This is a genomic window from Pseudomonas sp. (assembly GCF_035512415.1).
GTDB lineage: Bacteria > Pseudomonadota > Gammaproteobacteria > Pseudomonadales > Pseudomonadaceae > Aquipseudomonas.
The window spans coordinates 139,374-163,896 of sequence record NZ_DATKDZ010000020.1; the positions used below are offsets into that span (position 1 = coordinate 139,374).

A 24,523-nucleotide genomic window follows, 5' to 3' on the forward strand; every position below is an offset into this window, starting at 1 on the left:
AGCCGAAGTGGACGCTATGGCCTGCGCCAGACACTGGCCAGCCAGGGTTGCTGGTCGCGGGGCAGACCGGCCGGGCGGTAGTAGTGTTGCAGCTCGACAAAGCCGGCGGCGGCGAGCAGGGTGCGCCAGTTGGCCAGGTCGTAATAGGCACCGTAGCGCTCGCCGTTCCAGCCTTCCTGGTTGTCGCCGCGGGGGTTGGAACTGAACAGCACACCGCCCGGTTTCAGGCTGGCGTGCAGCTGCTGCAGCACCCGTGGCAGTTCCTGGCTGGGGATATGAAACAGCACGGCGTTGGCGAAGATGCCGTCGAAATGCTGACCCGGCAGATCGAGGGCGAGGAAGTCCTGCAGCCAGACCTCGCAACCGCTGTCGGCGCGGGCCATCTCGACAAACCGCGAGCAGCCATCCAGACCGACGGCCACATGCCCCAGGGCGCTAAAGGTGCGCAGGTCGCGGCCCGGACCGCAGCCGAAATCGAGAATCTGGTAGGGCGCAGTCGCCTCGATAGACGCGAGCAGGGCGGCGATATTCTGGCTGACATCGTGATCACGAGTGCCATCGCGGAAGTCTTCGGCACAGCCCTGGTAGTGGCCCAGGGTCAGGGCGCTGATCCGCGCCAGTTCATCCGCGCTTAGCTCCACGGGCCTTAGCCCTCGGCCAACAGGCGACGCAGTTCGGCCAGCACTGGCGCGCTATGCGGGCGCACGCCGCGCCACAGATAGAAGGCTTCGGCGGCCTGCTCCACCAGCATGCCCAAGCCATCCAGGGTCCGCGCCGCACCCTGATCAAAAGCCCAGCGGTTAAAGGCAGTGGGCTCCTTGGCGTACATCATGTCGTAGCAGACGGTGTGGCCGGGCTGGATCAGGCTCGCGGCTATGGGCGGCAGCTCGCCGGCCAGACTGGCCGAGGTGCCGTTGATAATCAGGTCCACCGACGCGTCGATCCAGTCGAAACCGCTGGCCAGCACCGGGCCCAGGTCGGCGAATTCCCGGGCCAGTTGCTCGGCTTTCGCCACCGTGCGGTTGGCTATCACCAGGCTCGCCGGCCGCTCGGCCAGCAACGGCTCCAGTACCCCGCGCACCGCACCGCCGGCGCCGAGCAGGAGGATGCATTTGCCCTTGAAGTCGAAGCCGGCATTGACCTTGAGGTCGCGCACCAGGCCGGCGCCATCGGTGTTGTCACCGAGCAGGCTGCCGTCTGCGAGTTTCTTTAGGGTATTGACCGCACCGGCGCGGCGCGCGCGATCACTCAGGCTGTCGGCCAGAGCAAACGCCTGCTCCTTGAACGGCACGGTGACATTGGCCCCCAGACCCGCCACGAAGAAGCTGCGGGCAAACCCGGGAAAATCCTCCAGCGGCGCGAGTAGGGCTTCATAGCTCAGCTGCTCGCCGGTCTGCGCGGCAAACAGGCCGTGGATCAGCGGCGACTTGCTGTGGCCGATGGGGTTGCCGAATACGCCGTAGCGGTCCATGAAAAAATCCTTTCTGATTACAGAGTCACTGCGTAAGCCGACATTGCAACGGCCGTTGTAGCCCGGATGAAATCCGGGAGAGGTCGCTGAAACTCCCCGGATTTCATCCGGGCTACAGAACTAGGGTGCTGCCGACAGCCAATCGCGGTCGGTGAGGAAATACTCGGTCAGCCGCGCCTCTTCACTGCCCGGCTCCGGCTTCCAGTCGTAGCCCCAGCGTACGTGCGGCGGCAGCGACATCAGGATCGATTCGGTGCGCCCGCCGGACTGCAGGCCGAACAGGGTGCCGCGGTCGAAGACCAGATTGAACTCCACATAGCGCCCCCGGCGGAAGGCCTGGAACTCGCGCTCGCACTCGCCATAAGGAGTCAGCTTGCGGCGCTGCACGATGGGCAGATAGGCCTGGATATAGGCATCACCGATGGCGCGCATAAAGGCGAAGCTGGTGTCGAAATCCCACTGATTCAGATCATCGAAAAACAGCCCGCCAATGCCGCGCGGCTCACCGCGGTGCTTGAGGTGGAAGTAGCGGTCGCACCAGGCCTTGAACTTCGGGTAGACCTCGGCACCGAAGGGCGCGCAGGCCTCAAAGGCCACCTGGTGCCAGTGCACGCAGTCTTCTTCATTGGCGTAGTAGGGCGTCAGGTCGAAGCCGCCACCAAACCACCAGACCGGCTCTTCGCCGGCTTTCTCGGCGCTGAAAAAGCGCACGTTGGCGTGGGAAGTCGGCACATAGGGGTTTTCCGGGTGGATCACCAGGGACACGCCGAGGGCCTCGAAGCCGCGCCCAGCCAGTTCCGGACGGTGGGCGCTGGCCGAAGGCGGCAGGCTGTCGCCGAACACATGGGAGAAGTTCACCCCGCCCTTTTCGATCAGCGCCCCGCTCTCCATCACCCGGGTGCGGCCGCCGCCGCCTGCCGGACGCTGCCAGGCATCCTCGAAGAACTCGGCAGCGCCATCCTCGGCTTGCAGGGCGGCACAGATACGGTCTTGCAGATCCAGCAGGTAGGCTTTTACGGCCTCAGTACGGTCACTCACGGCGGCACCTTGAAAGCAGGTAGGGCTGCTCAGCGGCAAAGGGCTGAGCAGCGAAATCGGCGGCAAGCATAACATTATGGCTTGCCATCCCTGGCGGCCACCCTGCAGGCCGTCGCTACGCGACGTTAAAAATCGTTCCTGACGATTTCTTATGGCCTGCATCCCTGGCAGCCACCCTACGGGCCGTCGCTACGCGACGTTAAAAATGGTTCCCAACCATTTTTTTGCCGATACGCCCTCGCTGTTGACGCCAGTAACCGGAGAGGATTGGATAGCGCCATGCGTCCCCTTGCCCGCAGCAAGGTCCCACTCAACCATTCCAGGAGCCCAGCATGGCCAAGCGTATCCAGTTCAGCCGCCACGGCGGTCCCGAAGTGCTCGACTATCAAGACTATCAACCAGGCATGCCCGGCCCTAATGAGGTGCGGGTGCAGAACCAGGCCATCGGCCTGAATTTTATCGACACCTATTTCCGCAGCGGCCTGTATCCGCCACCAGCCCTGCCTTCCGGGCTGGGTACCGAGGGGGCGGGCATAGTCGAAGCCGTGGGATCGGCGGTCAGTCACTTCCAGGTGGGTGATCGCGTGGCCTACGCCACCGGCCCGCTGGGGGCATACAGCGAGCTGCATGTGCTACCGGCCGAGAAACTGGTGAAACTGCCGGACGCAATCAGCTTCGAACAGGCCGCCGCTGTGATGCTCAAGGGCCTGACGGTGCACTACCTGTTGCGCCAGACCTTCGCCCTGCAGGGCGGCGAGACCATTTTATTTCACGCTGCCGCCGGCGGCGTCGGCTCCCTCGCCTGCCAGTGGGCCAAGGCCCTCGGCGTGCAGCTGATCGGCACGGTCAGCTCGGCAGAAAAGGCCGCGCGGGCCATGGAGCAGGGAGCCTGGGCCACCATCGACTACAGCCATGAAAACGTCGTCCAGCGCGTGCTGGAGCTGACCGCGGGCAAGAAGTGCCCGGTGGTCTATGACGGCGTCGGCAAGGACACCTGGGAAACCTCGCTGGACTGCGTGGCCCCACGCGGCCTGCTGGTCAGCTTCGGCAACGCCTCCGGGGCGGTGAGCGGGGTCAACCTGGGCATCCTGGCGCAGAAGGGCTCGCTGTTCGTCACTCGCCCGACCCTGGCCAGCTACGCCGACACCCCCGCGCGCCTGCAATGGATGGCTGACGAGCTGTTCGCCATGATCGAAAGCGGCCAGCTCAAGGTCGAGATCAGCAACCGCTACGCCCTCAAGGACGCCGCCGCCGCGCAAGCCGCCCTGAGCGCCCGGCAGACCACCGGTTCGACCATTTTGTTGCCGTGATCAACCGTCGCGGCTAAAGCCCCTCCCACGGCTGTGGCACAAGCCGTGGGAAGGGCTTTAGCCGCGAGCTTTTGGGCTTTGTTCAGATCAGGACGGGCGAATCACATCGCCCGTGATCAGGTCGCGGATCAGGCTAGGATTCTTGCGTCCGCCCAGAGCACCGCCGAGCACCTTGTCCAACTGCCGCGGGAAGTATTGCTCGACCCGCAGCCGCGAACGCGCCGCCGGCCGCCCGGCCGGGTTGGCCGAGGTCGACACCAGCGGTCCGGTCAGGCGGCACAGCGCACGCACACCAGGGTGATCGCTGACCCGCAGGGCGACGCTGCTGTGCTCGCCAGTGATCCATTCCGGCAGGCGATCCTGATGGGGAACCAGCCAGGTATTGGGGCCTGGCCAGCTACCGGCCAGACGTTCCTGCCAGATATCCGGCAAGTCTTCGAGGAGAAAGTCGAATTGCTCGATGCACTCGGCCACCAGAATCAGGCCCTTGTGCACGGGACGCTCCTTGAGCGCCAGCAGGCGTTCCACCGCCATATCATTCCAGGGGTCACAACCCAGGCCCCATACCGCCTCGGTCGGATAGGCGATCACCCCACCCTGGCGCACCACTCGCGCTGCCTGCTGCACCTGAAAACTGCTGACCATCGATGACTCTCCGCTAAAGGCTGCTGCGCAGTGTATCCAAGCTAACCGGTGCGGCCCAGCCAACGTCCGCCTTCATTGGCCACCCGACCTTCCAGCTCTAGCTCGGTCAGGGCAGCCAGCACCTGCGCCAGGGGCCAGCCGCTGGCGGCGGCCAGGGCTTCACTGCTGTGCGGCGCGGCATGCAGCAAATCCAGCAGGGGATGGCTGTCTGCCGGAGCTGGCGCGGCCGTCTGGCCTGGCTCCGACAGCTGCCAACTGCGCAACGCCTCGAGAATATGCTCGACGCTCTGCACCAGCGTCGCCCCGTCGCGGATCAGCTGGTGGCAGCCGCGAGCTCCGGGATGATGGATCGAGCCGGGAATGGCATAGACCTCGCGGCCCTGCTCGGCCGCCAGACGCGCGGTGATCAGCGAACCGCTGGAGGGGCTGGCTTCGACCACCAGTACGCCGAGGGACAGGCCACTGATAATGCGATTGCGCCGCGGAAAGTTGCTCGCCTGCGGTGGGCAGTCCAGCGGCAACTCGGAGACCAGCGCACCGCCGCCCTCGACGATATCGGCGGCCAGGGTCTTGTGCCGCGCCGGGTACAGGCACTGCAGGCCGGTGCCCAGCACGGCCACGGTTTTGCCGCCGGCATCCAGAGCGCCCTGATGGGCGGCACCGTCTATACCCAGGGCCAGACCACTGGTGATCACAAAACCGCCGCCTGCCAGGCTGCGGGCAAAGCTGTGCGCCGTGTCCAGCCCAGGGCGCGAGGCCCGACGGCTGCCGACCATGGCCAGTTGCGGGCGCTCCAGCAGTGCCGGGTCGCCGGCGACAAACAACAGCGGCGGGGCATCGTTAAGCTCGGCCAGCAGCCCGGGATAGATCGGGTCATCCCACATCAGCAGGTGCTGTTTATCGGCTTCCAGCCAGGCCAGTGCGGCAGCCGCGCGTTGGCGGATTTCAGCGCTCCGGCGAGGTTCGGCGCAGGCCGCTGGCAAACCCAGAGAGCGCCAGGCGCTGGCTGGGGCGCTTAACGCCGCCGAGGCACTATCGAAGGCGCTGAGCAATTTGCGAAAACGCCGCGGCCCCAGCTCTGGCAAGCAATGCAGGCGCAGACGGGCTTCAAGTTCGGCAGGGGAGATAGCAGGCGAAATAGTAGGGGGGAGTTGCGACATCGGGATCATCCTTGATCGGTCGCGCCGCTAGGCGGCTGAGTAGACGGCTTAACGCAGAAGCCCCGCGATTGCGGGGCTTCTGGTTTATTACGGGTTACGTACCTTGTCCATCACCGCCAGCGAGCGGGTGGCCCCAAGTACCAGGCCATAGCTGAGCTTGTCGTAGGCGCGGAACACCATCAGCAGGCCGGCCCGCTCGTCGGGAATCTTCACCGATTCGCCGGTGACGCGGTCGCGCACGGTTTCACCGGTCTTGTAGATGGCCAGCACGTTGCCTTCGGCCAAGCCATCGCGTGCACCCTTGTTCAGGGTCACCACATCGAATTGGCCGATCTGGGTCACGCCACGCGGCACGTCGAGAATCAGGCCATTGATTTCACTGGCCGGCTCGCTGGGCATAAAGGTCGAATTGATCGCCCGCTCTTCGGTGGCGAACAGGCGGTCGCCCAGGCGCACTTCCTGATTGGTGCGGGTCAGCATCATGGTGCCGATATCGCCTTCTTCGGCGACGATTTCACCACCGCCGATATCGTCGGCATTGATCCCGAGGAACTCCTCGGTATCCGGGTCGATATAGGTCTTGCCCTGGCGGAAGATGCCATAGGCCGGGGCCGTTTCGTCGAAGCTGCCACGGGCATAGACACGATCACCGGCACCGCTGACCACACGCTCAGCATTACCGGCGACGATATAGGGAGCCAGCTCGAATTCATCCGGGGTATCGACGATGCGGTTGGAGAGCAGGAAGCTGTTGATCGCCTCCAGCGGAATGGTCGGAATGGCTTCGGCCATCGGCGTGCTGCGCACCTGCGGCGACAGCTTGATGGTGCCGCGGGACTCGCCACGGTTGAGCATCAGACGCGGCTGACCGTCGATATACACCAGGCTCAACTGGTCGCCGGGATAGATCAGATGGGGGTTTTCCACCTGGGGATTGGCGTGCCAGATTTCCGGCCACTTCCACGGCTGGCGAAGAAAACGCCCGGAGATATCCCACAGGGTATCGCCCTTGACGACGGTGTAACGGTCCGGGTGACCGTCCTTGAGTTGCACATCGGCCTGGGCCAAGCCGCCTGCGGCAAGCAGCAGCAGGGCGAGTAGTGATTTCCTCATGCGGTGAATCCCTTTATTATATGTCTTCACGTAGAGCGCCCTAGCGCCGCGACTGAACCCAGTGGAAACGCGGCTTTAAACCGTTTTTCCAATGCTGCTCATCATCTTAGCAGCGGATTTTGACTTTATTCCACAAGTGCATCACAAACGCATATGGCGATCCTGAATATCCTCGAATTTCCCGATCCGCGCCTGCGCACCATCGCCAAACCGGTGGATGTGGTCGATGACGCCTTGCGTCAGCTGATCGATGACATGTTTGAAACCATGTACGACGCACCGGGCATTGGCCTCGCGGCGACGCAGGTCAACGTGCACAAGCGCCTGGTGGTGATGGACTTGTCCGAAGACAAGTCCGACCCACGGGTGTTTATCAACCCCGAGTTCGAGCCGCTGACCGAGGAAATGGAGCAGTACCAGGAAGGCTGCCTATCGGTACCGGGCTTCTACGAAAACGTCGATCGCCCGCAAAGGGTCAAGATCAAGGCCCTGGACCGCGATGGCCAGCCCTATGAGCTGATCGCCGAAGGTCTGTTGGCGGTGTGCATCCAGCACGAATGCGACCACCTCAACGGCAAGCTGTTTGTTGATTACCTGTCCAATCTCAAGCGCGACCGGATCAAGAAGAAGCTGGAAAAGCAGCATCGCCAGCAGGCTTGAGCCACAACTTATAAAGGCTTGCTACGGCAAGCCTTTTTCTTTCTAGCAGTGAGAACCCATGTCTGAGTCTTTGCGTATTGTCTTTGCCGGCACCCCGGAATTCGCCGCCGAACACCTCAAGGCCTTGCTCGACACGCCACACCAGATCATTGCCGTGTACAGCCAGCCCGATCGCCCGGCCGGCCGTGGGCAAAAGCTCACGCCCAGCCCGGTCAAGCAGCTCGCCGTGCAACATGAGATTCCCGTGTACCAGCCGCAGACCCTGCGCGACCCCGCTGCCCAAGCCGAACTGGCCGCACTCAAGCCCGACCTGATGGTGGTGGTGGCTTACGGCCTGATCCTGCCGCAGGTGGTACTGGATATCCCGCGCCTGGGTTGCATCAACAGTCACGCATCCTTGCTGCCACGCTGGCGCGGTGCTGCGCCGATCCAGCGCGCGGTGGAAGCCGGTGATGGCGAATCCGGCGTTACCGTGATGCAGATGGAAGCCGGCCTGGACACCGGGCCGATGCTGCTCAAGGTCAGCACGCCTATCAGCGCTGACGACAGCGGTGGCAGCCTGCACGACCGTCTGGCCACACTCGGCCCACAGGCGGTGATCGAGGCGATTAGCGGTTTGGCTGCCGGCAATCTGGTTGGCGAGGTGCAGGACAACAGCCTGGCCACCTATGCGCACAAGCTGAACAAGGATGAAGCGCGCCTGGACTGGAGCCGCCCGGCCATTGAGCTGGAGCGCCTGGTACGGGCCTTTCACCCCTGGCCGATCTGCCATAGCACACTAAATGGCGAAGCCATCAAGGTGCACGCCGCGGCACTGGGCGAAGGGCAGGGCAACGCTGGCAGTATCCTTGCCGCCGATAAATCCGGCCTAACTGTGGCCTGCGGCGAAGGCGCGCTGCGCCTGACTCGCCTGCAGTTGCCCGGCGGCAAGGCGCTGAACTTCAGTGATCTGTACAACAGCCGCCGCGAGCAGTTTGCCGTTAGCCTGGTACTCGGAGCATGAACCCGCGTCTAGCAGCCGCCCGCGCCCTGGCCGTGGTGCTCAATGGCAAAGCCTCGCTGGGCAGTAGCCTGCCGCCGCTGCTGGATAAGGTTGAGCAGCGCGACCGTGGCCTGGCTCAGGACCTGGCCTTTGGCACCGCGCGCTGGCAGCCACGCTTGGCATTGATCGCCGAGAAGCTGCTGCAGAAACCCTTTAAAGCCGCCGACCGTGATGTCGAAGCGCTGCTGCTGATTGGCCTCTATCAGCTGTTTTACACACGCATTCCAGCCCACGCCGCCATCGGCGAGACAGTGGCCTGTGTCGACAAACTGAAGAAGCCCTCGCTCAAGGGCCTGCTCAATGCCGTGTTGCGCAATGCCCAGCGCGAGCATGAGTCGCTGCTAGCCGAGCTGGATCGCGATCCGGTGCTGCATACCGCCCACCCGCGCTGGCTGCAGAAAGCCCTGAAAGCCCAGTGGCCGGAACAGTGGGAAGCCATCTGCGCGGCCAATAACGCCCACCCGCCGCTGATTTTGCGGGTCAACCGCCGCCTCGGCAGCCGTGATGACTACCTGGCCGGACTGCGCCGCGTAGGCTTTGAGGCGGAGCCCTGCAGCTTTAGCCGCGATGGCATCCGCCTGCTGCAGGCCTGTGATGTCACCACCCTGCCGGGCTTTGCCGAAGGCCGCGTCAGCGTGCAGGACGAAGCGGCGCAGCTGGCTGCCGAACTGCTCGACCTGGCCCCCGGCCAACGGGTGCTGGACGCCTGCGCCGCGCCTGGCGGCAAGACCTGTCATTTGCTGGAAGCCGAGCCCGCACTGGCCGGCGTAGTGGCGGTGGATCTGGAAGAAAAACGCCTGGTGCGCGTACGCGAGAACCTCAAACGTCTGGGCCTGGAGGCCGAACTGATCGCCGCCGATGGCCGTGACCTGGACGCCTGGTGGGACGGCAAGCCGTTCCAGCGCATCCTACTCGACGCCCCCTGTTCGGCCACCGGGGTGATCCGCCGGCACCCGGATATCAAACTGACCCGCCAAGCCGATGACATTCCCGCGCTGGCCAAGCTGCAGGGCGAACTGCTGGATAGCCTATGGCAGACCTTGGAGGTCGGCGGCATTCTGCTTTACGCCACCTGCTCGGTAATGCCGGCGGAGAACAGCGAGAATATCGCCGCCTTCCTGGCGCGCACGCCGGGTGCCCGCGAGCTGGATATCGCCGGGGCCTTCGGTATCAAGCCGGCCCACGGGCGCCAGCTATTCCCGCAAGTAGACGGCCACGACGGCTTCTACTATGCCAAGCTGATGAAAATCGCTGCCGCCCCGCGCGGCTGAGGAACAGACTGCATGAAGATCATCATTCTCGGTGCAGGCCAGGTTGGCGGCACCCTGGCGGAACACCTGGCCAGCGAAGCCAACGACATCACCGTGGTCGACACCGACGGCGAACGCCTGCGTGACCTCGGCGACCGCCTGGATATCCGCACCGTACAGGGCCGCGGCTCGTTCCCCACGGTGCTGCGCCAGGCCGGTGCGGACGATGCCGACATGCTGGTGGCGGTGACCAACAGCGATGAAGTTAACATGATTGCCTGCCAGGTGGCCTACAGCCTGTTCCACACCCCGACCAAGATCGCCCGGGTACGCGAGGCCGCCTACCTGACCCGCAGCGGCCTGTTCTGCAACGAGTCGATCCCGGTTGACGTGCTGATCAGCCCCGAGCAGGTGGTGACCAACTACATCAAGCGCCTGATCGAATACCCCGGTGCCCTGCAGGTGATCGACTTCGCCGAAGGCAAAGCCCAGCTGGTGGCGGTGCGCGCCTATTACGGCGGCCCGCTGGTCGGTCAGCAACTGCGTCAGTTGCGCGAACATATGCCGAATGTCGACACTCGGGTGGCGGCGATCTTCCGTCGCAACCGGGCGATCATGCCGCAGGGCGACACAGTGATCGAAGCCGATGACGAAGTGTTCTTTATCGCCGCCAAGGCGCATATCCGTGCGGTGATGAGCGAAATGCGCCGCATGGAAGACAGCTACAAGAAGGTGGTAATCGCCGGCGGCGGGCATATCGGCGAGCGCCTGGCCGAGGCCATCGAGAGCCGCTACCAGGTGAAGATCATCGAGATGAATCCGGCGCGCTGTCGCTACCTCTCGGAAACCCTGGACAGCACCATCGTGCTGCAGGGCAGTGCCTCGGACCGCGACCTGCTGGTGGAAGAGAACATCAGCGACGCCGACATCTTCCTGGCCCTGACCAACGATGACGAGGCCAATATCATGTCGTCCCTGCTGGCCAAGCGCCTGGGCGCACGCAAGGTGATGACCCTGATCAACAACCCGGCCTATGTCGACCTGGTGCAGGGCGGTGAGATCGATATCGCCATCAGCCCGCAGCAGGCCACCATCGGCACCCTGCTGACCCACGTGCGCCGCGGCGATATCGAAAGCGTGCACAGCCTGCGTCGTGGGGCCGCTGAGGCCATCGAGGCCATCGCCCATGGCGATGCCAAATCGAGCAAGGTGGTCGGCCGCGCCATCGAGGACATCGCCCTGCCGCCGGGCACCACCATCGGCGCGATCATCCGCAACGACGAGGTGCTAATCGCCCACGACAAGACAGTGATCGAAACCGGCGACCATGTGATCCTGTTCCTGGTCGACAAGAAATACATCCGTGATGCCGAGCGCTTGTTCCAGGTCGGCCTGACGTTCTTTTAGGAACCACCCATGAGCACTGAAGCCCTGGAAAAGATGCTGGCCAAGGGCATGGATAACGCCCTGCTGCGCTTCGGTCTGGGCAAGGGCTATCTGGATGCCGGCGACTTCCCCCGCGCCGCCGAGCACCTGCAACGCTGCGTGGCCTTCGACCCGAACTATTCGGCGGCCTGGAAGCTGCTCGGCCAGGCCTTGAACAAGCAAGGCTTGCCCGACGACGCCCGCAACGCCTGGATAGAAGGGTTACGCGCCGCCCAGGCGAAAGGCGATAAACAGGCGGAAAAGGAAATCGGGGTGTTTCTAAAGCGTCTGGACAAGGCTGCTGCAAGCCGCCCCTGCTAGCCGGCTGGACTACTCGCGGACAAAGCGCAGGCCAACCCCCATGGCCTCGACCCGGACCACTTCCAGCTGCAGGATCGGTGCCTCCATCGGCAGTCCCTGCACCTGACCGCTGACCTGCTCGCCGATGCTGAGCTTGTCCTGTGCCTGATCCATCAGCACATAGACGCCGCAGTCGGAAATATCCCGGGTGGTGAGGATAAGTTCGCCATGCAGCGGATGCTCGATACGCAGGCGAACCTTGAGCGGGGTGCGGACATTCTTTCGATGATTGCTCATGCTGCATCCGTCAGTATGGGTTTATGCAGACTAGCCGAGAGCAGCCAAAACCCGCAACCAGGGCGCGCCAAGTCCGCCTCAGGGGCCGGAGCACTCAGTACCACTTGGCCTCGCCCGGCGGACGCTTCTTGAAGCGTTTCATGCTCCACATGTACTGGCTCGGGTAAGTGCGTACATAACGCTCGATAACCTTGCTCATCGCCGCAACAGCGGTTGGCGTATCGGTGCTGTACATCTCATCCGGCGCAGCCTCAAAGATGACCTTGAACCCGGAGCCGTCCGGCAGGCGCAGCGCATGCAGAAACACTCCGCGGGCCTTGCCGCCACTCAACATGCCGGCAACAAACTTGCTAGTCAGCGCCTCGGTGCCCAGAAAGGGTACGAACACTCCCGCCGACAGGCTCGGCTCGGGATCGGCGGGAATACCCACCGTACCGCCTTTGCGCACCTCCTTGATCACGCTAAGGATGCCTTCCTTGGTCGAAGGCGCGACGCGGTTACCCATCTGCGCACGTTGCTGGCGCAGCAGATCATCCACCGCCTTGAGCTTCGGTGGGCGATAAAAGATGATCGGTTTGCACTGCGCGCAATAGAAGTGGTTGAGCACTTCCCAGTTGCCCAGGTGGCTGGTGATTCCGACCACGCCCTTGCCGCTGGCCAATGCCTGCTGCAGGACGTCCAGACCTTCGACTTCACGCACCAGGCCGATGGATTTCTGCGCCGGCCAGATCCAGGCGCAGGCGCTTTCGGTCAGGGTCTTGCCGATATCCTGGAGGCTGCGCCCGACCAAACGCTCGCGCTCGGCCGCATCCAGCTCAGGAAAGCACTTGCCCAGGTTGATGCGCACCACCTCGCGGGAACTGTTGGGCAGCTTCCACATCAACCAGCCAATCGCAGCGCCCACAGCCTGCACGGCGCGCCAGGGCAGCAAGGCGAATAAACGCAGAAAGCCCACCACCAGGGCACCTTTGAGCTTTTCCACAGGCAACTCCAGCCGATCAAAAGGCGCTTATTGTAACCACCCGAGCTAGCGAGTGGTCAGCTGCGCGTAACGGTCGCAATCAACCGTGTGATCCATGACCATGCCGGTGGCCTGCATATAGGCGTAGCAGATGGTCGGGCCGACAAAGGTAAAGCCGGCCTTCTTCAGCGCCTTGCTCATCGCCTCGGCCTCGGCGGTTACCGCCGGCACCTGGCCGCGCTCGCTGAAGTGATTGATCTTCGGTGCGCCGCCAACAAAGGACCAGAGCAGCGTCACCGGGTCTTCAAGCGCAAGCCAGGCCTGGGCGTTCTTGCGCACGGCCTTGAGCTTGAGGCGGTTGCGGATAATGCCGGGGTCCTGCATCAGGGTGTCTTCGATGTACTCGTCGGTAAGTGCGGCCAGGCGCTGCACATCGAAGCCGAACAGCACCTCGCGGTAACGCTCGCGCTTCTTCAGCACGGTGATCCACGACAGGCCGGCCTGAAAGGCTTCGAGCAGCAGCAACTCGAACAACACCTGGGGGTCACGTTGCGGCACGCCCCATTCCTGGTCGTGATAAGTGATGTACAGCGGGTCGTCGGAGCACCAAGAGCAGCGTGGCATGCGGGTTTCCCTAGGGTCTGTTGCTGTTTCGTTCGCGGCCGCGCCGGAGCCTGTTTTAGCGCGAGACAAGGCACGAGACACGAAGTTTGGTTGTTCCAAATGAGTGTCGAGAAACGCAGTATCGCGCTAAAACAGGCCCGGCCCTGCGGGTTGCGCGCACAATCTCGCCATGCGTTGTTGGAGGACTTGGCAAGGGAACAACCATTACCTGCGTCCTCCGCCTAGCCTGGCGAGATTGTGCGCAGCAACGCGGTTCGCGACGAAACGGCAACAGACCCTCAGCTTCGGTATAATCGCGGACTTTCTGAAGCCGCCAAAGTACGGGTGAAATTTGTGAGCCAGACTACGCCTGCCGTGCGCACCTTCCAAGACTTGATCCTCGCCCTGCAACAGTACTGGGCCGAGCAGGGCTGTGTGGTGTTGCAGCCCTACGATATGGAAGTTGGCGCGGGCACCTTCCACACCGCCACGTTTCTCCGTGCCATCGGCCCAGAGACCTGGAACGCCGCCTACGTGCAGCCTTCCCGTCGTCCGGCTGACGGCCGCTACGGCGAAAACCCCAACCGCCTGCAGCACTACTACCAGTTCCAGGTGGTACTCAAGCCCAACCCGGAGAACTTCCAGGAGCTATATCTGGGCTCGCTGAAAGCCATCGGCATCGACCCTTTGGTACACGACATCCGCTTCGTCGAAGACAACTGGGAATCGCCGACCCTCGGTGCCTGGGGTCTGGGCTGGGAAATCTGGCTGAACGGCATGGAAGTCACCCAGTTCACCTACTTCCAGCAAGTCGGCGGCATCGAGTGCTACCCGGTGACCGGTGAGATCACCTACGGTCTCGAGCGCCTGGCCATGTACCTGCAGGGCGTCGACTCGGTGTACGACCTGGTGTGGACCGACGGCCAGTTCGGCAAGGTCACCTATGGCGATGTGTTCCACCAGAACGAAGTGGAGCAGTCGACCTACAACTTCGAGCACGCCAACGTCGAGAAACTCTTCGAGCTATTCGACTTCTATGAAAGCGAAGCCAACCGCCTGATCGAGCTGGAGCTGCCGCTGCCAACCTACGAGATGGTGCTCAAGGCCTCGCACACCTTCAACCTGCTGGATGCGCGCCGGGCCATCTCGGTAACCGCGCGTCAGCAGTACATCCTGCGCGTGCGCGCCCTGGCCCGCTCGGTGGCGCAGAGCTACCTGCAAGCGCGGCGCAAACTCGGCTTCCCGCTCGCCGCACCCGACCTGCGTGATGAAGTACTAGCCAAGCTGGAGGCAGCAGAATGAGTGCGCGTGATTTCCTGGTAGAACTGGGCACCGAAGAGCTGCCACCAAAAGCCCTGAACACCTTGGGTGAAGCCTTTCTCGCCGGTATCGAGAAAGGCCTGAAAAACGCCGGTCTGAACTATGGCCAAGTGCGCTATTACGCCGCGCCACGGCGTCTGGCCGTGCTGATCGAGCAGCTTGAAGAGCAGCAAGCCGATCGCACCCAGAACCTCGACGGCCCGCCGGTGCAGGCGGCGTTCGACAAGGACGGCAACCCGACTCAAGCAGCGCTGGGCTTCGCCAAGAAGTGCGGCGTCGAGCTGAGCCAGATCGACCAGAGCGGCCCCAAGCTCAAGTTCAGCCAGAGCATTCCAGGCCAGGCTGCGGCCGGCCTGCTGCCCGCCATCGTCGAAACCTCGCTAAACGAGCTGCCTATCCCTAAGCGCATGCGTTGGGGCGCGCGCAAGACCGAATTCGTTCGCCCGAGCCAGTGGCTGGTGATGCTGTTCGGTGACGAGGTGATCGACTGCGAAATCCTCGCCCAGCAAGCCGGCCGTGTATCCCGTGGCCACCGCTTCCACGCTAACCACGAAGTGCGCATCAGCGCCCCGGCCAACTACGCCGAAGACCTGCGCAGCGCCTATGTGATTGCCGACTTCGCCGAGCGCCGCGCGCAGATCGCCGCCCGCGTCGACCAGCTCGCCGCCGAACAACAAGGCACCGCCATCGTGCCGCCGGCGCTGCTGGATGAAGTCAGCGCCCTGGTCGAATGGCCGGTGCCGCTGGTCTGCTCCTTCGAAGAACGCTTCCTCGAAGTACCGCAGGAAGCGCTGATCACCACCATGCAGGACAACCAGAAGTACTTCTGCCTGCTGGATGGCAACGGCAAGCTGCTGCCACGCTTTATCACCGTGGCCAACATCGAGAGCAAGGACCCGGCGCAGATCATTTCCGGCAACGAGAAGGTGGTACGCCCACGCCTGACCGACGCCGAGTTCTTCTTCAAGCAGGACAAGAAGCACAAACTCGGAACCTTTAACGAGCGCCTGGCCAATGTGGTGTTCCAGGCCCAGCTCGGTTCGGTCTACGACAAGGCCCAGCGCGTCTCGATTCTGGCCTCCTACATCGCCCAGCGTATCGGTGGCGACGCCATCCGCGCCGCGCGTGCTGGCATCCTCTGCAAGTGCGACCTGGCCAGCGAAATGGTCGGCGAGTTCCCGGAAATGCAGGGCATCGCCGGTTACTACTACGCCAAGCACGACGGCGAGCCGGAAGACGTGGCCCTGGCGCTGAACGAACAGTACATGCCGCGCGGTGCCGGCGCCGAGCTGCCCAGCACCCTGACCGGCGCCGCCGTGGCCCTGGCCGACAAGCTGGATACCCTGGTCGGCATCTTTGGCATCGGCATGCTGCCCACCGGCAGCAAGGACCCCTACGCCCTGCGTCGTGCGGCCCTCGGTGTGCTGCGTATCCTGATCGAGAAGCAGCTGGATCTGAACCTGGCCGAGACCATTGCCTTCGCCATCCAGCAGTTCGGCGACAAGATCAAGGCCGCCGGCCTGGCACCCCAGGTACAGGACTTTATCTTCGACCGTCTGCGCGCCCGTTATGAGGACGAAGGCGTCGACGTGGCCGTGTACCAGGCCGTGCGTGCGGTCAGCCCGACCTCGCCGCTGGACTTCGATCAGCGCGTGCAGGCCGTTCAAATCTTCCGCGCACTGCCGCAGGCGGCCGCTCTGGCTGCTGCGAACAAGCGCGTGTCGAATCTGCTGAGCAAGGCCGAAGGCCAGATCGCGGCCAGCGTCGAAGCGCATTACTTCGACAGCCCCAGCGAATTCGCCCTCAACGCCGCCATCCAGCAGGCCGAACAAGCGGTACAGCCACTGGCCCAGGCGCGCCAGTACAACCTGGCCCTGGCCCAGCTGGCCAATCTGCGCGAGCCGGTGGACGCCTTCTTCGAGACCGTACTGGTCAACGCCGAAGACCCCACTGTACGGGCCAACCGCTATGCGCTGCTGGCCAAGCTGCGTGGTTTGTTCCTCGGCGTGGCTGATATCTCGGTACTCGGCTAACGCCTGCCGCGAGTCCGGTGGGCTGCGCGCAGCCCATCATCACCTTTACCGGCTGGCGGCCATCACCGCCAGTCGGTTACGGATTACCGCATGAAACTGCTGATTCTCGACCGCGACGGCGTGATCAATCACGACTCCGACGCCTATATCAAAACCGTCGACGAATGGATCCCCTTGCCCGGGGCCATCGAGGCCATCGCGCGTCTGTCGCAGGCGGGCTGGACGGTAGCCGTGGCCACCAACCAATCGGGGATTGGCCGCGGTTATTACGACCTGGCCACTCTGGATGCCATGCACGCGCGCCTGCGCGAGCTGGTGGCGGAGCAGGGCGGCGAACTGGGTCTGATCGTGCATTGCCCTCACAGCCCGGACGAAGGCTGCGCCTGCCGCAAACCGAAACCCGGGATGCTCGAGCAGATTGCTGCGTACTATGGCGTAAGCCTGCCAGGTATCTGGTTTGTCGGCGACAGCAGCAGTGACCTGGCCGCCGCCCAGGCCGTCGACTGTCAGCCGGTTCTGGTGAAGACCGGCAAAGGCGAACGTACCCTGGGCAAAACATTGCCAGCGGGTACCCTGGTATTCGATGATCTGGCGGCGGTTGCCGCTCGACTTCTCCACTTATAAGCGCAGGCCTGGCCTGCGACGGTAAAAGGCTCCCATGTCGACAGTGCAGACCCTCAGAACCTTTCTCTTCTATCTGCTGCTGGCTTCCAGCTCCTTCTTCTGGTGCACCCTCAGCGTATTCGTTGCGCCCTTTCTGCCGTTTCGTGCGCGTTACCGTTTCGTCAATCAGACCTGGTGCCGTTGCGCCGTCTGGCTGGCCAAGGTGGTGATGGGCATCCGCTATGAAGTCAAAGGCCTGGAGAATATCCCCGAGCGGCCCTGCGTGATCCTCGCCAAACACCAGAGCACCTGGGAAACCTTCTTTCTCTCGGCACTGTTCGAGCCACTGAGCCAGGTGATCAAGCGCGAACTGCTGTATGTGCCGTTCTTCGGCTGGGCGATGGCCATGCTCAAGCCCATCGCGATTGACCGCAGCAACCCCAAGGCGGCGCTCAAGCAGCTGGCCAAACAGGGCCACGAACGCCTGGAGCAAGGTGCCTGGGTGCTGATCTTCCCGGAAGGCACGCGGATCGCCACCGGCCAGATCGGCAAATTCTCCCGTGGCGGTGCCTCCCTCGCGGTGAATGCCAACCTGCCGGTGCTGCCGATTGCCCACAACGCCGGCGAGTTCTGGCCCAAGCAGGGCTGGCGCAAGACCCCGGGCACCGTCCAGGTGATTATCGGCCCACCGATGCACGCCGAAGGCACCGGCCCGCGCGCCATCGCCGAACTCAACGACCGCGCCTTTGCCTGGATCAGCCAGGCGCAACGCGATATCGGTTCGCTGGATGCGCAAAGCCAGCCGCTGGAAACCCAAACACCGGCCTGAGAAATTGTGGATAAGCTGTGCACAAAATAGCGTCAAAGTGCTATTACGCGGTGCAAGCAATTGATTTACCGATAATTACTGCCTGGAACGGATTACCAGGCGATGGGGGATAAGTTTTCCCCATAACGCCCAGACCGCTGCCAACCAGCAAATCCGGGCGTTTGCGCACAGTCTTATCAGGCTGCGCGCCCGGCAAAGCGGCTAAGCTGGATCGACATGCCCAAGCAGCGAAAAGGAATTCTTCGCCATGCTCTCCATTTATCAGCTCAAACCGGCTTTTCAGAACCTCCTGCGTCCCGGGGTCAAGCGCCTCTACGACCGGGGCGTGACGGCCAATCAGGTCACCCTGTTCGCCGCCGTGGTTTCCGTTCTACTCGGCGTCCTGCTGATGGCCTTGCCTCAGCACACCTGGCTGTTCGCCCTGATCCCGCTGTGGATGGTGCTGCGCATGGCGCTGAATGCCGTCGACGGCATGCTCGCCCGCGAATTCGGCCAACAGTCGCGGCTCGGCGCCTACCTCAATGAACTCAGCGACCTGATCGCCGACAGCGCGCTGTTTCTACCCTTCGCCTTGCTCCCCGGGGTCTCGCCGCTGCTGGTGGTGCTCGTCGTGCTGCTGGCCCTGATCAGCGAGTACGCTGGCGTGCTCGGGCCCATGGTCGGTGCTTCGCGCCGTTACGACGGGCCCATGGGCAAGAGCGACCGCGCCTTCTGTTTCGGCGTGCTGGGGGCCGGCGTGGCCAGCGGGTTGCTGCCTGCCGCCTGGCTCAATGGCCTGCTCGCGCTGATTCTCGCCCTGTTGCTCTACACCCTCTATAACCGCGTACGCCAGGGCCTGGCCGAAGCGGCGCAGCCAACTGACTCGAAATAAGGATGTCTCGATGCGCGAAGCCCAAGAACTCAGCTTTACCACCCATGACGGCGTAGAGCTGTTCTACCGCCACTGGCCAGCCAGCAATGCTGATAACGCCGCGCCCAAGCGCGCGGTGGTGATGTTTCACCGCGGCCACGAACACGGTGGGCGCATGGCCCATCTGGTCGACGAACTGGAGATGGCGGATTTCGACTTCTTCGCCTGGGACGCGCGCGGCCATGGCCTGTCGCCAGGCGAGCGCGGCGACAGCCCGAGCTTCGCCACCAGCGTGCGCGATGTGCAGACCTTTATCGATCACATCGTCAGCAACCACGGCCTGGCGGTGGAGGATATTGCAGTACTGGCGCAAAGCGTCGGCGCGGTAGTGGTCGCCACCTGGGCCCATGACTACGCGCCGAAAATCCGCGCCCTGGTGCTCGCCTCGCCAGCGTTCAAGGTCAAGCTCTACGTGCCCTTTGCTCGCAGCGGCCTCAAGCTGATGCGCGCCTGGCGGGGTAATTTCTTCGTCAACAGCTATGTCAAAGCCAAGTACCTGAGCCATGACCCGGAGCGGATTGCCTCCTTTAATAACGACCCGCTGATCGCCCGGCCGATCTCGGTGAATATGCTGCTGGGCCTGTATGACGCCGCCGAGCGCGTGGTCGCCGATGCCCAGGCGATCCAGATTCCCACTCAGTTGCTGATCTCCGGTGCCGACTTTGTGGTGCATCGCAAACCCCAGCAGCAGTTCTTCGAACGCCTGGGCAGCCTGCGCAAGGAGATGCACATCCTTCCCGGCTTCTTCCACGACACCCTCGGCGAGCGCGACCGCAGCCACGCCCTAAAACGCGCCCAGCGCTTTCTGCTGCGCTGTTTCGAAGAGCCAGTAGCGCGCCCTTGCTTGCTCGATGCCGACCGCCTCGGCGTAACCTGCGCCGAATCGGAAAGCCTGGCCGCGCCACTGCCGCATAACTCCCTCGGCAACCTTTACTGGCGTGCCACCCGTGCCAGTCTGCGGCTCGGCAGCAGTCTGGCCGACGGGGTGAAACTGGGTTTCGACACCGGCTTCGATTCCGGCAGCACCCTGGATTACGTCTACCGCAACCAGCCCAGCGGCAAATCGCCTATCGGCCGGCTGATCGATCAGAACTACCTCAACTCCATCGGCTGGCGCGGCATTCGTCAGCGCAAGCTGCATGCCGAAGAGCTGCTGCGCCTGGCCATGGGCAAGCTGCGCGAGCAGGGTCGTGACGTGCGCATCGTCGATATAGCCGCCGGCCATGGCCGCTACATCCTCGAAGCCTTGGAAGGCATGGAGCAGAAGCCGGACTCGATCCTGTTGCGTGATTACAGCGATATCAACGTGCGCGACGGCGGCGCACTGATCGAACAGAAGGGCCTGAGCGACATCGCCCGCTTCGTCAAAGGCGATGCCTTCGACCGTGCTGACCTTGCGGCACTGGAGCCTAAACCGGCTCTGGCGGTGGTCTCCGGCCTGTATGAGCTGTTCGGCAGCAACCAGATGGTTGGCGACTCGCTCGCCGGGCTGGCAGCAGCCGTCGAGGAGGGTGGTTATTTGGTGTACACCGGGCAGCCTTGGCACCCACAGCTGGAGCTGATCGCCCGCGCCCTGACCAGCCACCGTGGCGGCGAAGCCTGGGTGATGCGTCGGCGTAGCCAGGCGGAGATGGATCAGCTGGTCGAGGCCGCAGGCTTTCGCAAGATCACCCAGCGCATCGACGAGTGGGGCATCTTCAGCGTTTCTCTGGCGCAGCGGGTGTCCTGATGGATGCCGTACCCCTTAGCCGCGAAGCGGGGCTGTGGAAGCGCGGCGTGCTCTGGTTGCTGGCCTTGGCACCGCTGTTCTTCGCCAGCTACAGCTTCGCCAACTGGCTAAGCGCGCAACGCGACGACGTTGGCACCCTGGTGTTTGCCTGGGAAAATCAGATTCCGCTATGGCCATGGACTATCGTGCCTTACTGGTCAATTGACCTGCTTTATGGATTGTCTTTCCTGCTGCCGGCAACGCGCCGGGAGATGGATCGCCATGGCCTGCGCCTGCTTAGCGTGCAAGTGCTGTGCATTGCCTGCTTTCTGCTCTGGCCGCTGCGCTTTACCTTCGAGCGGCCCGAACTGGATGGCCTGTTCGGCGGCATGTTCGATGTGCTGATGGGTTTCGACAAACCCTTTAACCAAGCACCTTCGCTGCACATCGCCCTGCTGGTGGTGATCTGGGTGATGTTCGCCAGGCATACCCATGGCCTGTGGCTGCGCGGTCTGCTGCATGGCTGGATGGCCCTGATCGGTGTATCGGTGCTCACCACCTGGCAGCATCACTTTATCGATGTGCCCACCGGGGTTCTGGCCGGCTGGCTGTGCGTCTGGTTGTGGCCGCTGCAGGGCCGCAGCCCACTGCTGGCCTGGCAGCTGACACGCGAGCCGCAACGGATGCGCCTGGCGCTGCGCTACAGCCTGGGTGCGGCGCTGCTTAGCGCCCTGGCAGTAAACCTCGGCGGTGTCTGGTTATGGCTGCTCTGGCCGGCGTTCTCCTTGCTGCTGGTGGCGCTCAATTATTTGCTGTTCGGCGCGGCGGGCTTTCAGAAGGCGGCCGATGGTCGGCTCAGCAGCGCCGCAACCTGGTTGCTTTGGCCTTACCTGGCCGCCGCCTGGCTCAACTCACGGCTATGGACTCGCGGTCACCCACACGCCGATGAAGTCGAACCCGGTATTTGGCTGGGGCGCATTCCCGCGCCCGGGCAGGCCGAGCCGTTCCAGGCCCAGCTCGATCTATGCGCCGAGCTACCAGCCAGAGCGCAAGCCAAAGCCTATCGCTCGCTGCCGCTGCTCGACCTCTGCGCGCCCAGCCCCTCTGACTGCCTGGAAGCCGCGCAAGCCATCGGGGCGCTGCGCAGCCACGGCAACCTGCTGGTCTATTGCGCCCTGGGCTATTCGCGCAGCGCCACGGCGGTAGCCGCCTGGCTGCTACACAGCGGGCGCTGCAAGGACGTGCCTGAAGCCCTGGCGCATCTGCGCCGGGCGCGACCTCAGGTGGTATTGAGCGACGCTCATCAACAGGCGCTGCAGGGCATGCTGGAACTCCGCAATAGCATGCCAACCGGAGCCGCCGTCCATGGCTACTGAAATGCAGCTGTTCACCGTGGCCAGCTTGCTGCACCGGGGCAGGGCGCTGGATCAGCTGTCCAACGCTCTCAGTCTGGTCGCTTTGCTGATCGGCCTGGCACCGCTGCTCGGCATCACAGCACAGCCGCTGACCGCGCTGTTCTGCGCGCTGCTGCTGGTACTGGGTCTAGGACAGAAATACTGGGCGCTGCGCGTGGCCCTGGATGCCGAACTGTTCCAGCAACTCGCCAGCCGGGTTGATCAGTTAGCCGCACACACCGCCGATCTCGACCAGACCCTTGCCCAGCTCAAACTGCAACCGGCTAACCCACCTGCGCGCAGCTGGGAGGAACGCAGCCTAGGTGCGTTGCGCCTGTTGCGCCAACAAGTGCTCTGGCTATTGGCACAACTGCTGCTGGCCATCTTGATCGTACTGAGCCTGCCCTGGCTTTCAATCACTGGATAAGGAGTCGTCCATGCTCGCGTCCCTGACCGCCTTCGTCATCACCTCGGCTGCGCGCCTGCTCACCGGTGCCCGCGCACTGTGGCTCGGCTGCACACCACAACCCGTGCAGCGGCTGTATTACGCCAACCACAGCAGCCATGGCGATTTTGTGCTGCTCTGGGCGTCGCTGCCCGATGAACTGCGCCGCAGAACCCGGCCGGTGGCCGGTGCCGATTACTGGCAGCGTGACGGCATACGTCGCTATCTGATCAACAACGTATTCAACGGCGTGCTGATCGACCGCGAGCGCGCCACGCCTGAGCACAACCCATTGCAGCCGATGCTCGATGCCCTGGATCAGGGTGACTCATTGATCCTCTTCCCCGAGGGCACGCGCAATCTGGAGGACGGCCTGCTGCCGTTCAAGAGCGGCCTGTACCACCTGACCCGGCTGCGTCCCGAGATCGAACTGGTACCGGTGTGGATCGCCAACCTCAACCGGGTCATGCCCAAGGGCAGGGCGCTACCGCTGCCACTGCTGTGCACCCTGAGTTTCGGCACACCGCTGGAGCATCTGCAAGATGAAAGCAAGCAGGCGTTCCTCGAACGCGCCCGTAACGCCCTGCTGGCCATAGCGCCCGAGGAGGCCTGAAATGGAAAACAACACCCTGCAGCTGTTCGCCGGTATTGGCGCGCTATTACTGCTCGCCTCGGCCATCGGCTATTTCCTCAAGTGGCGCAGTGGCGACAGCCCTAACCCGGTAGTCGACAACCTCAATGCACGGATCAACGCCTGGTGGGTCATGGTTCTGGTGATCGGCATCGCCTTTCTGTTCGGCAACCTGGGCGTGATCCTCCTGTTCTACTTTGTCTCGTTCTACGCCCTGCGCGAGTTTATGACCCTCACGCCCACGAGGCGCAGCGACTACCCGGCACTGGTCGCGGCCTTCTACTTCGCCCTGCCCATGCAGTACCTGCTGATCGCCCTGGACTGGTACGGCCTGTTCGCCATCTTTATCCCGGTGTATCTGTTCCTGCTGCTGCCGATCCTGGCGTCCTTGGGCGGCGATACCACACGCTTTCTCGAACGCGCGTCAAAGGTGCAGTGGGGCCTGATGATCGCGGTGTACTGCATCTCCTCGGTGCCCGCACTGCTGACCCTGGACATCCCGGGCTATGAAGGGCGCAACCTGCTGCTGATCGCCTGGCTGATCATCGTGGTGCAGCTGTCCGATGTGCTGCAGTACGTCTGCGGCAAGCTGTTCGGCAAGCACAAGATCGCGCCGCGCCTATCGCCGTCGAAAACCGTCGAAGGCTTTATCGGCGGCGTCAGCCTGTCCTGCCTGATAGGCGCGCTGCTGTGCTGGATCACCCCGTTCAACTTCTGGCAGGCCGTCCTGATGGCCCTGACCGTCAACCTGCTGGGCTTCGCCGGCGGCCTGGTGATGTCAGCGATCAAACGCGACCGTGGCGTAAAGGACTGGGGCCATATGATCGAAGGCCACGGCGGCATGCTCGACCGCCTCGACTCGGTGTGTTTTGCCGCACCGATCTTCTTCCACTTCGTAAGGTACTGGTGGGTACCGGCTTAAGCCTGGAACCATCCGCTTATACAACAGTGGGGGGTCGCGCTTTATCGACCAAAACATAGATAGCAGCGCAGTGTCTGGGCCTCCGCAACGAAACCGCCTAGGCGAATTGTGGATAAGCTGTGTGTCAAATACCTGGATTGGCCTATCGGTCCGGCCAGTTGGATGATTAATAAGGTATTTTGCTGAAGTGCCGACCGCACCCATTAAGTGCATAAGTTTCCAGGTGCAGAGAAAAGCCGGCCCTTTTCAAGGGCCGGCTTTTTGCTTTTTGGACGCCACCACCCACCGCGACTTTCCATTACAACCGCTCGACGCTTGCCGATGTTCCATGTGGAACATCGTTAATTTTCTTGGCTGAAGTCTCTACCACAACTCGGGTTATCCACCGCGGAGAGGTTAGGAGCTAAGCGCAGCAAAGCCGGTATAAGCAACATAAAAAACCCCGGAAGACCT

25 protein-coding genes are annotated in these 24,523 nt (G+C 63.2%); 16 read left to right on the forward strand and 9 right to left on the reverse strand.

Annotated features, from left to right (window positions below):
• Window positions 1-14: 14 nt before the first annotated feature.
• The 3 genes from VMP31_RS10565 to hemF form a co-directional block, all read right to left on the reverse strand.
• Window positions 15-641: a class I SAM-dependent methyltransferase gene (locus VMP31_RS10565; RefSeq protein WP_325506828.1), complete on the reverse strand. Its 627-nt coding sequence runs from the start codon at window positions 639-641 to the stop codon at window positions 15-17.
• Window positions 642-646: 5 nt separating this feature from the next.
• Window positions 647-1,471, reverse strand: a complete 825-nt coding sequence (aroE, locus tag VMP31_RS10570) for a shikimate dehydrogenase (RefSeq protein WP_325506830.1) — start codon at window positions 1,469-1,471, stop codon at window positions 647-649.
• A gap of 120 nt (window positions 1,472-1,591) precedes the next feature.
• The gene (hemF, locus tag VMP31_RS10575) at window positions 1,592-2,509 is read right to left on the reverse strand and encodes an oxygen-dependent coproporphyrinogen oxidase (RefSeq protein WP_325506832.1); all 918 of its coding nucleotides are present in this window, start codon (window positions 2,507-2,509) and stop codon (window positions 1,592-1,594) included.
• A 332-nt stretch (window positions 2,510-2,841) separates the two neighbouring features.
• Here hemF and VMP31_RS10580 point away from each other — a divergent pair, with 332 nt between their 5' ends.
• Window positions 2,842-3,819: an NADPH:quinone reductase gene (locus VMP31_RS10580; protein WP_325506834.1), complete on the forward strand. Its 978-nt coding sequence runs from the start codon at window positions 2,842-2,844 to the stop codon at window positions 3,817-3,819.
• Between the two features lie 87 nt (window positions 3,820-3,906).
• Here VMP31_RS10580 and VMP31_RS10585 read toward each other — a convergent pair whose 3' ends face one another.
• From VMP31_RS10585 to VMP31_RS10595, 3 genes are all read right to left on the reverse strand, one after another.
• Entirely contained in the window at window positions 3,907-4,464 is a 558-nt protein-coding gene (locus VMP31_RS10585; protein WP_325506836.1) for an L-threonylcarbamoyladenylate synthase, read from the reverse strand.
• A gap of 41 nt (window positions 4,465-4,505) precedes the next feature.
• Entirely contained in the window at window positions 4,506-5,624 is a 1,119-nt protein-coding gene (dprA, locus tag VMP31_RS10590) for a DNA-processing protein DprA (protein ID WP_325506838.1), read from the reverse strand.
• An 87-nt stretch (window positions 5,625-5,711) separates the two neighbouring features.
• The gene (locus VMP31_RS10595; RefSeq protein ID WP_325506840.1) at window positions 5,712-6,737 is read right to left on the reverse strand and encodes a LysM peptidoglycan-binding domain-containing protein; all 1,026 of its coding nucleotides are present in this window, start codon (window positions 6,735-6,737) and stop codon (window positions 5,712-5,714) included.
• 153 nt (window positions 6,738-6,890) lie between these two features.
• Here VMP31_RS10595 and def point away from each other — a divergent pair, with 153 nt between their 5' ends.
• Genes def through VMP31_RS10620 form a run of 5 tightly spaced genes read left to right on the forward strand, consistent with a single transcriptional unit; the run spans window position 6,891 to window position 11,435 of the window.
• Window positions 6,891-7,397, forward strand: coding sequence for a peptide deformylase (gene def / locus VMP31_RS10600; protein ID WP_325506842.1), 507 nt, complete (start codon window positions 6,891-6,893; stop codon window positions 7,395-7,397).
• A 58-nt stretch (window positions 7,398-7,455) separates the two neighbouring features.
• A complete protein-coding gene (gene fmt / locus VMP31_RS10605; RefSeq protein WP_325506844.1) occupies window positions 7,456-8,400 on the forward strand; it encodes a methionyl-tRNA formyltransferase in 945 nt (314 codons plus the stop codon).
• Entirely contained in the window at window positions 8,397-9,710 is a 1,314-nt protein-coding gene (gene rsmB / locus VMP31_RS10610) for a 16S rRNA (cytosine(967)-C(5))-methyltransferase RsmB (protein ID WP_325506846.1), read from the forward strand. The genes fmt and rsmB overlap by 4 nt, the downstream gene beginning before the upstream one ends.
• A gap of 12 nt (window positions 9,711-9,722) precedes the next feature.
• The gene (gene trkA / locus VMP31_RS10615) at window positions 9,723-11,096 is read left to right on the forward strand and encodes a Trk system potassium transporter TrkA (protein WP_325506848.1); all 1,374 of its coding nucleotides are present in this window, start codon (window positions 9,723-9,725) and stop codon (window positions 11,094-11,096) included.
• A 9-nt stretch (window positions 11,097-11,105) separates the two neighbouring features.
• A complete protein-coding gene (locus VMP31_RS10620; protein ID WP_325506850.1) occupies window positions 11,106-11,435 on the forward strand; it encodes a tetratricopeptide repeat protein in 330 nt (109 codons plus the stop codon).
• A 9-nt stretch (window positions 11,436-11,444) separates the two neighbouring features.
• Here VMP31_RS10620 and VMP31_RS10625 read toward each other — a convergent pair whose 3' ends face one another.
• The 3 genes from VMP31_RS10625 to VMP31_RS10635 form a co-directional block, all read right to left on the reverse strand.
• Window positions 11,445-11,711, reverse strand: coding sequence for a PilZ domain-containing protein (locus tag VMP31_RS10625; protein WP_325506852.1), 267 nt, complete (start codon window positions 11,709-11,711; stop codon window positions 11,445-11,447).
• Between the two features lie 94 nt (window positions 11,712-11,805).
• Window positions 11,806-12,693, reverse strand: coding sequence for a lysophospholipid acyltransferase (locus tag VMP31_RS10630; protein WP_325506854.1), 888 nt, complete (start codon window positions 12,691-12,693; stop codon window positions 11,806-11,808).
• 45 nt (window positions 12,694-12,738) lie between these two features.
• A complete protein-coding gene (locus VMP31_RS10635) occupies window positions 12,739-13,296 on the reverse strand; it encodes a DNA-3-methyladenine glycosylase I (RefSeq protein ID WP_325506856.1) in 558 nt (185 codons plus the stop codon).
• 333 nt (window positions 13,297-13,629) lie between these two features.
• On the opposite strand from VMP31_RS10635, the gene glyQ reads away from it, so the two are divergent.
• The 10 genes from glyQ to VMP31_RS10685 all read left to right on the forward strand — a co-directional run bounded on the left by glyQ (window position 13,630) and on the right by VMP31_RS10685 (window position 24,070).
• Window positions 13,630-14,577, forward strand: a complete 948-nt coding sequence (glyQ, locus tag VMP31_RS10640; RefSeq protein ID WP_170050290.1) for a glycine--tRNA ligase subunit alpha — start codon at window positions 13,630-13,632, stop codon at window positions 14,575-14,577.
• The gene (gene glyS, locus VMP31_RS10645) at window positions 14,574-16,628 is read left to right on the forward strand and encodes a glycine--tRNA ligase subunit beta (RefSeq protein WP_325506859.1); all 2,055 of its coding nucleotides are present in this window, start codon (window positions 14,574-14,576) and stop codon (window positions 16,626-16,628) included. Before glyQ ends, glyS begins: the two co-directional genes overlap by 4 nt.
• 90 nt (window positions 16,629-16,718) lie before the next feature.
• Window positions 16,719-17,252 carry a D-glycero-beta-D-manno-heptose 1,7-bisphosphate 7-phosphatase gene (gene gmhB / locus VMP31_RS10650; protein WP_325506861.1) on the forward strand — a complete coding sequence of 178 codons (534 nt, stop codon included), beginning with the start codon at window positions 16,719-16,721 and terminating at the stop codon, window positions 17,250-17,252.
• Window positions 17,253-17,286: 34 nt separating this feature from the next.
• Complete coding sequence (locus VMP31_RS10655) at window positions 17,287-18,060, forward strand: lysophospholipid acyltransferase family protein (RefSeq protein ID WP_325506863.1); 774 nt, start codon at window positions 17,287-17,289, stop codon at window positions 18,058-18,060.
• Between the two features lie 247 nt (window positions 18,061-18,307).
• A complete protein-coding gene (locus tag VMP31_RS10660; protein WP_325506865.1) occupies window positions 18,308-18,931 on the forward strand; it encodes a CDP-alcohol phosphatidyltransferase family protein in 624 nt (207 codons plus the stop codon).
• A 10-nt stretch (window positions 18,932-18,941) separates the two neighbouring features.
• On the forward strand, window positions 18,942-20,699 hold the full coding sequence (locus VMP31_RS10665; protein ID WP_325506867.1) for a bifunctional alpha/beta hydrolase/class I SAM-dependent methyltransferase: 1,758 nt from the start codon (window positions 18,942-18,944) through the stop codon (window positions 20,697-20,699).
• Entirely contained in the window at window positions 20,699-22,054 is a 1,356-nt protein-coding gene (locus VMP31_RS10670) for a phosphatase PAP2/dual specificity phosphatase family protein (protein ID WP_325506869.1), read from the forward strand. Before VMP31_RS10665 ends, VMP31_RS10670 begins: the two co-directional genes overlap by 1 nt.
• A complete protein-coding gene (locus tag VMP31_RS10675) occupies window positions 22,044-22,499 on the forward strand; it encodes a hypothetical protein (protein ID WP_325506871.1) in 456 nt (151 codons plus the stop codon). Before VMP31_RS10670 ends, VMP31_RS10675 begins: the two co-directional genes overlap by 11 nt.
• Window positions 22,500-22,509: 10 nt before the next feature.
• On the forward strand, window positions 22,510-23,130 hold the full coding sequence (locus VMP31_RS10680; RefSeq protein ID WP_325506872.1) for a lysophospholipid acyltransferase family protein: 621 nt from the start codon (window positions 22,510-22,512) through the stop codon (window positions 23,128-23,130).
• A gap of 1 nt (window position 23,131) precedes the next feature.
• Entirely contained in the window at window positions 23,132-24,070 is a 939-nt protein-coding gene (locus VMP31_RS10685; RefSeq protein WP_325506874.1) for a phosphatidate cytidylyltransferase, read from the forward strand.
• Window positions 24,071-24,523: the final 453 nt, after the last annotated feature.

Coding starts and splice junctions, on each gene's coding strand:
- aroE (WP_325506830.1), bottom strand. CDS start 1,471: ATGGACCGCTACGGCGTATTCGGCAACCCCATCGGCCACAGCAAGTCG.
- VMP31_RS10580 (WP_325506834.1), top strand. CDS start 2,842: ATGGCCAAGCGTATCCAGTTCAGCCGCCACGGCGGTCCCGAAGTGCTC.
- VMP31_RS10585 (WP_325506836.1), bottom strand. CDS start 4,464: ATGGTCAGCAGTTTTCAGGTGCAGCAGGCAGCGCGAGTGGTGCGCCAG.
- dprA (WP_325506838.1), bottom strand. CDS start 5,624: ATGTCGCAACTCCCCCCTACTATTTCGCCTGCTATCTCCCCTGCCGAA.
- VMP31_RS10595 (WP_325506840.1), bottom strand. CDS start 6,737: ATGAGGAAATCACTACTCGCCCTGCTGCTGCTTGCCGCAGGCGGCTTG.
- def (WP_325506842.1), top strand. CDS start 6,891: ATGGCGATCCTGAATATCCTCGAATTTCCCGATCCGCGCCTGCGCACC.
- fmt (WP_325506844.1), top strand. CDS start 7,456: ATGTCTGAGTCTTTGCGTATTGTCTTTGCCGGCACCCCGGAATTCGCC.
- rsmB (WP_325506846.1), top strand. CDS start 8,397: ATGAACCCGCGTCTAGCAGCCGCCCGCGCCCTGGCCGTGGTGCTCAAT.
- trkA (WP_325506848.1), top strand. CDS start 9,723: ATGAAGATCATCATTCTCGGTGCAGGCCAGGTTGGCGGCACCCTGGCG.
- VMP31_RS10620 (WP_325506850.1), top strand. CDS start 11,106: ATGAGCACTGAAGCCCTGGAAAAGATGCTGGCCAAGGGCATGGATAAC.
- VMP31_RS10625 (WP_325506852.1), bottom strand. CDS start 11,711: ATGAGCAATCATCGAAAGAATGTCCGCACCCCGCTCAAGGTTCGCCTG.
- VMP31_RS10635 (WP_325506856.1), bottom strand. CDS start 13,296: ATGCCACGCTGCTCTTGGTGCTCCGACGACCCGCTGTACATCACTTAT.
- glyS (WP_325506859.1), top strand. CDS start 14,574: ATGAGTGCGCGTGATTTCCTGGTAGAACTGGGCACCGAAGAGCTGCCA.
- gmhB (WP_325506861.1), top strand. CDS start 16,719: ATGAAACTGCTGATTCTCGACCGCGACGGCGTGATCAATCACGACTCC.
- VMP31_RS10655 (WP_325506863.1), top strand. CDS start 17,287: ATGTCGACAGTGCAGACCCTCAGAACCTTTCTCTTCTATCTGCTGCTG.
- VMP31_RS10660 (WP_325506865.1), top strand. CDS start 18,308: ATGCTCTCCATTTATCAGCTCAAACCGGCTTTTCAGAACCTCCTGCGT.
- VMP31_RS10665 (WP_325506867.1), top strand. CDS start 18,942: ATGCGCGAAGCCCAAGAACTCAGCTTTACCACCCATGACGGCGTAGAG.
- VMP31_RS10670 (WP_325506869.1), top strand. CDS start 20,699: ATGGATGCCGTACCCCTTAGCCGCGAAGCGGGGCTGTGGAAGCGCGGC.
- VMP31_RS10675 (WP_325506871.1), top strand. CDS start 22,044: ATGGCTACTGAAATGCAGCTGTTCACCGTGGCCAGCTTGCTGCACCGG.
- VMP31_RS10680 (WP_325506872.1), top strand. CDS start 22,510: ATGCTCGCGTCCCTGACCGCCTTCGTCATCACCTCGGCTGCGCGCCTG.
- VMP31_RS10685 (WP_325506874.1), top strand. CDS start 23,132: ATGGAAAACAACACCCTGCAGCTGTTCGCCGGTATTGGCGCGCTATTA.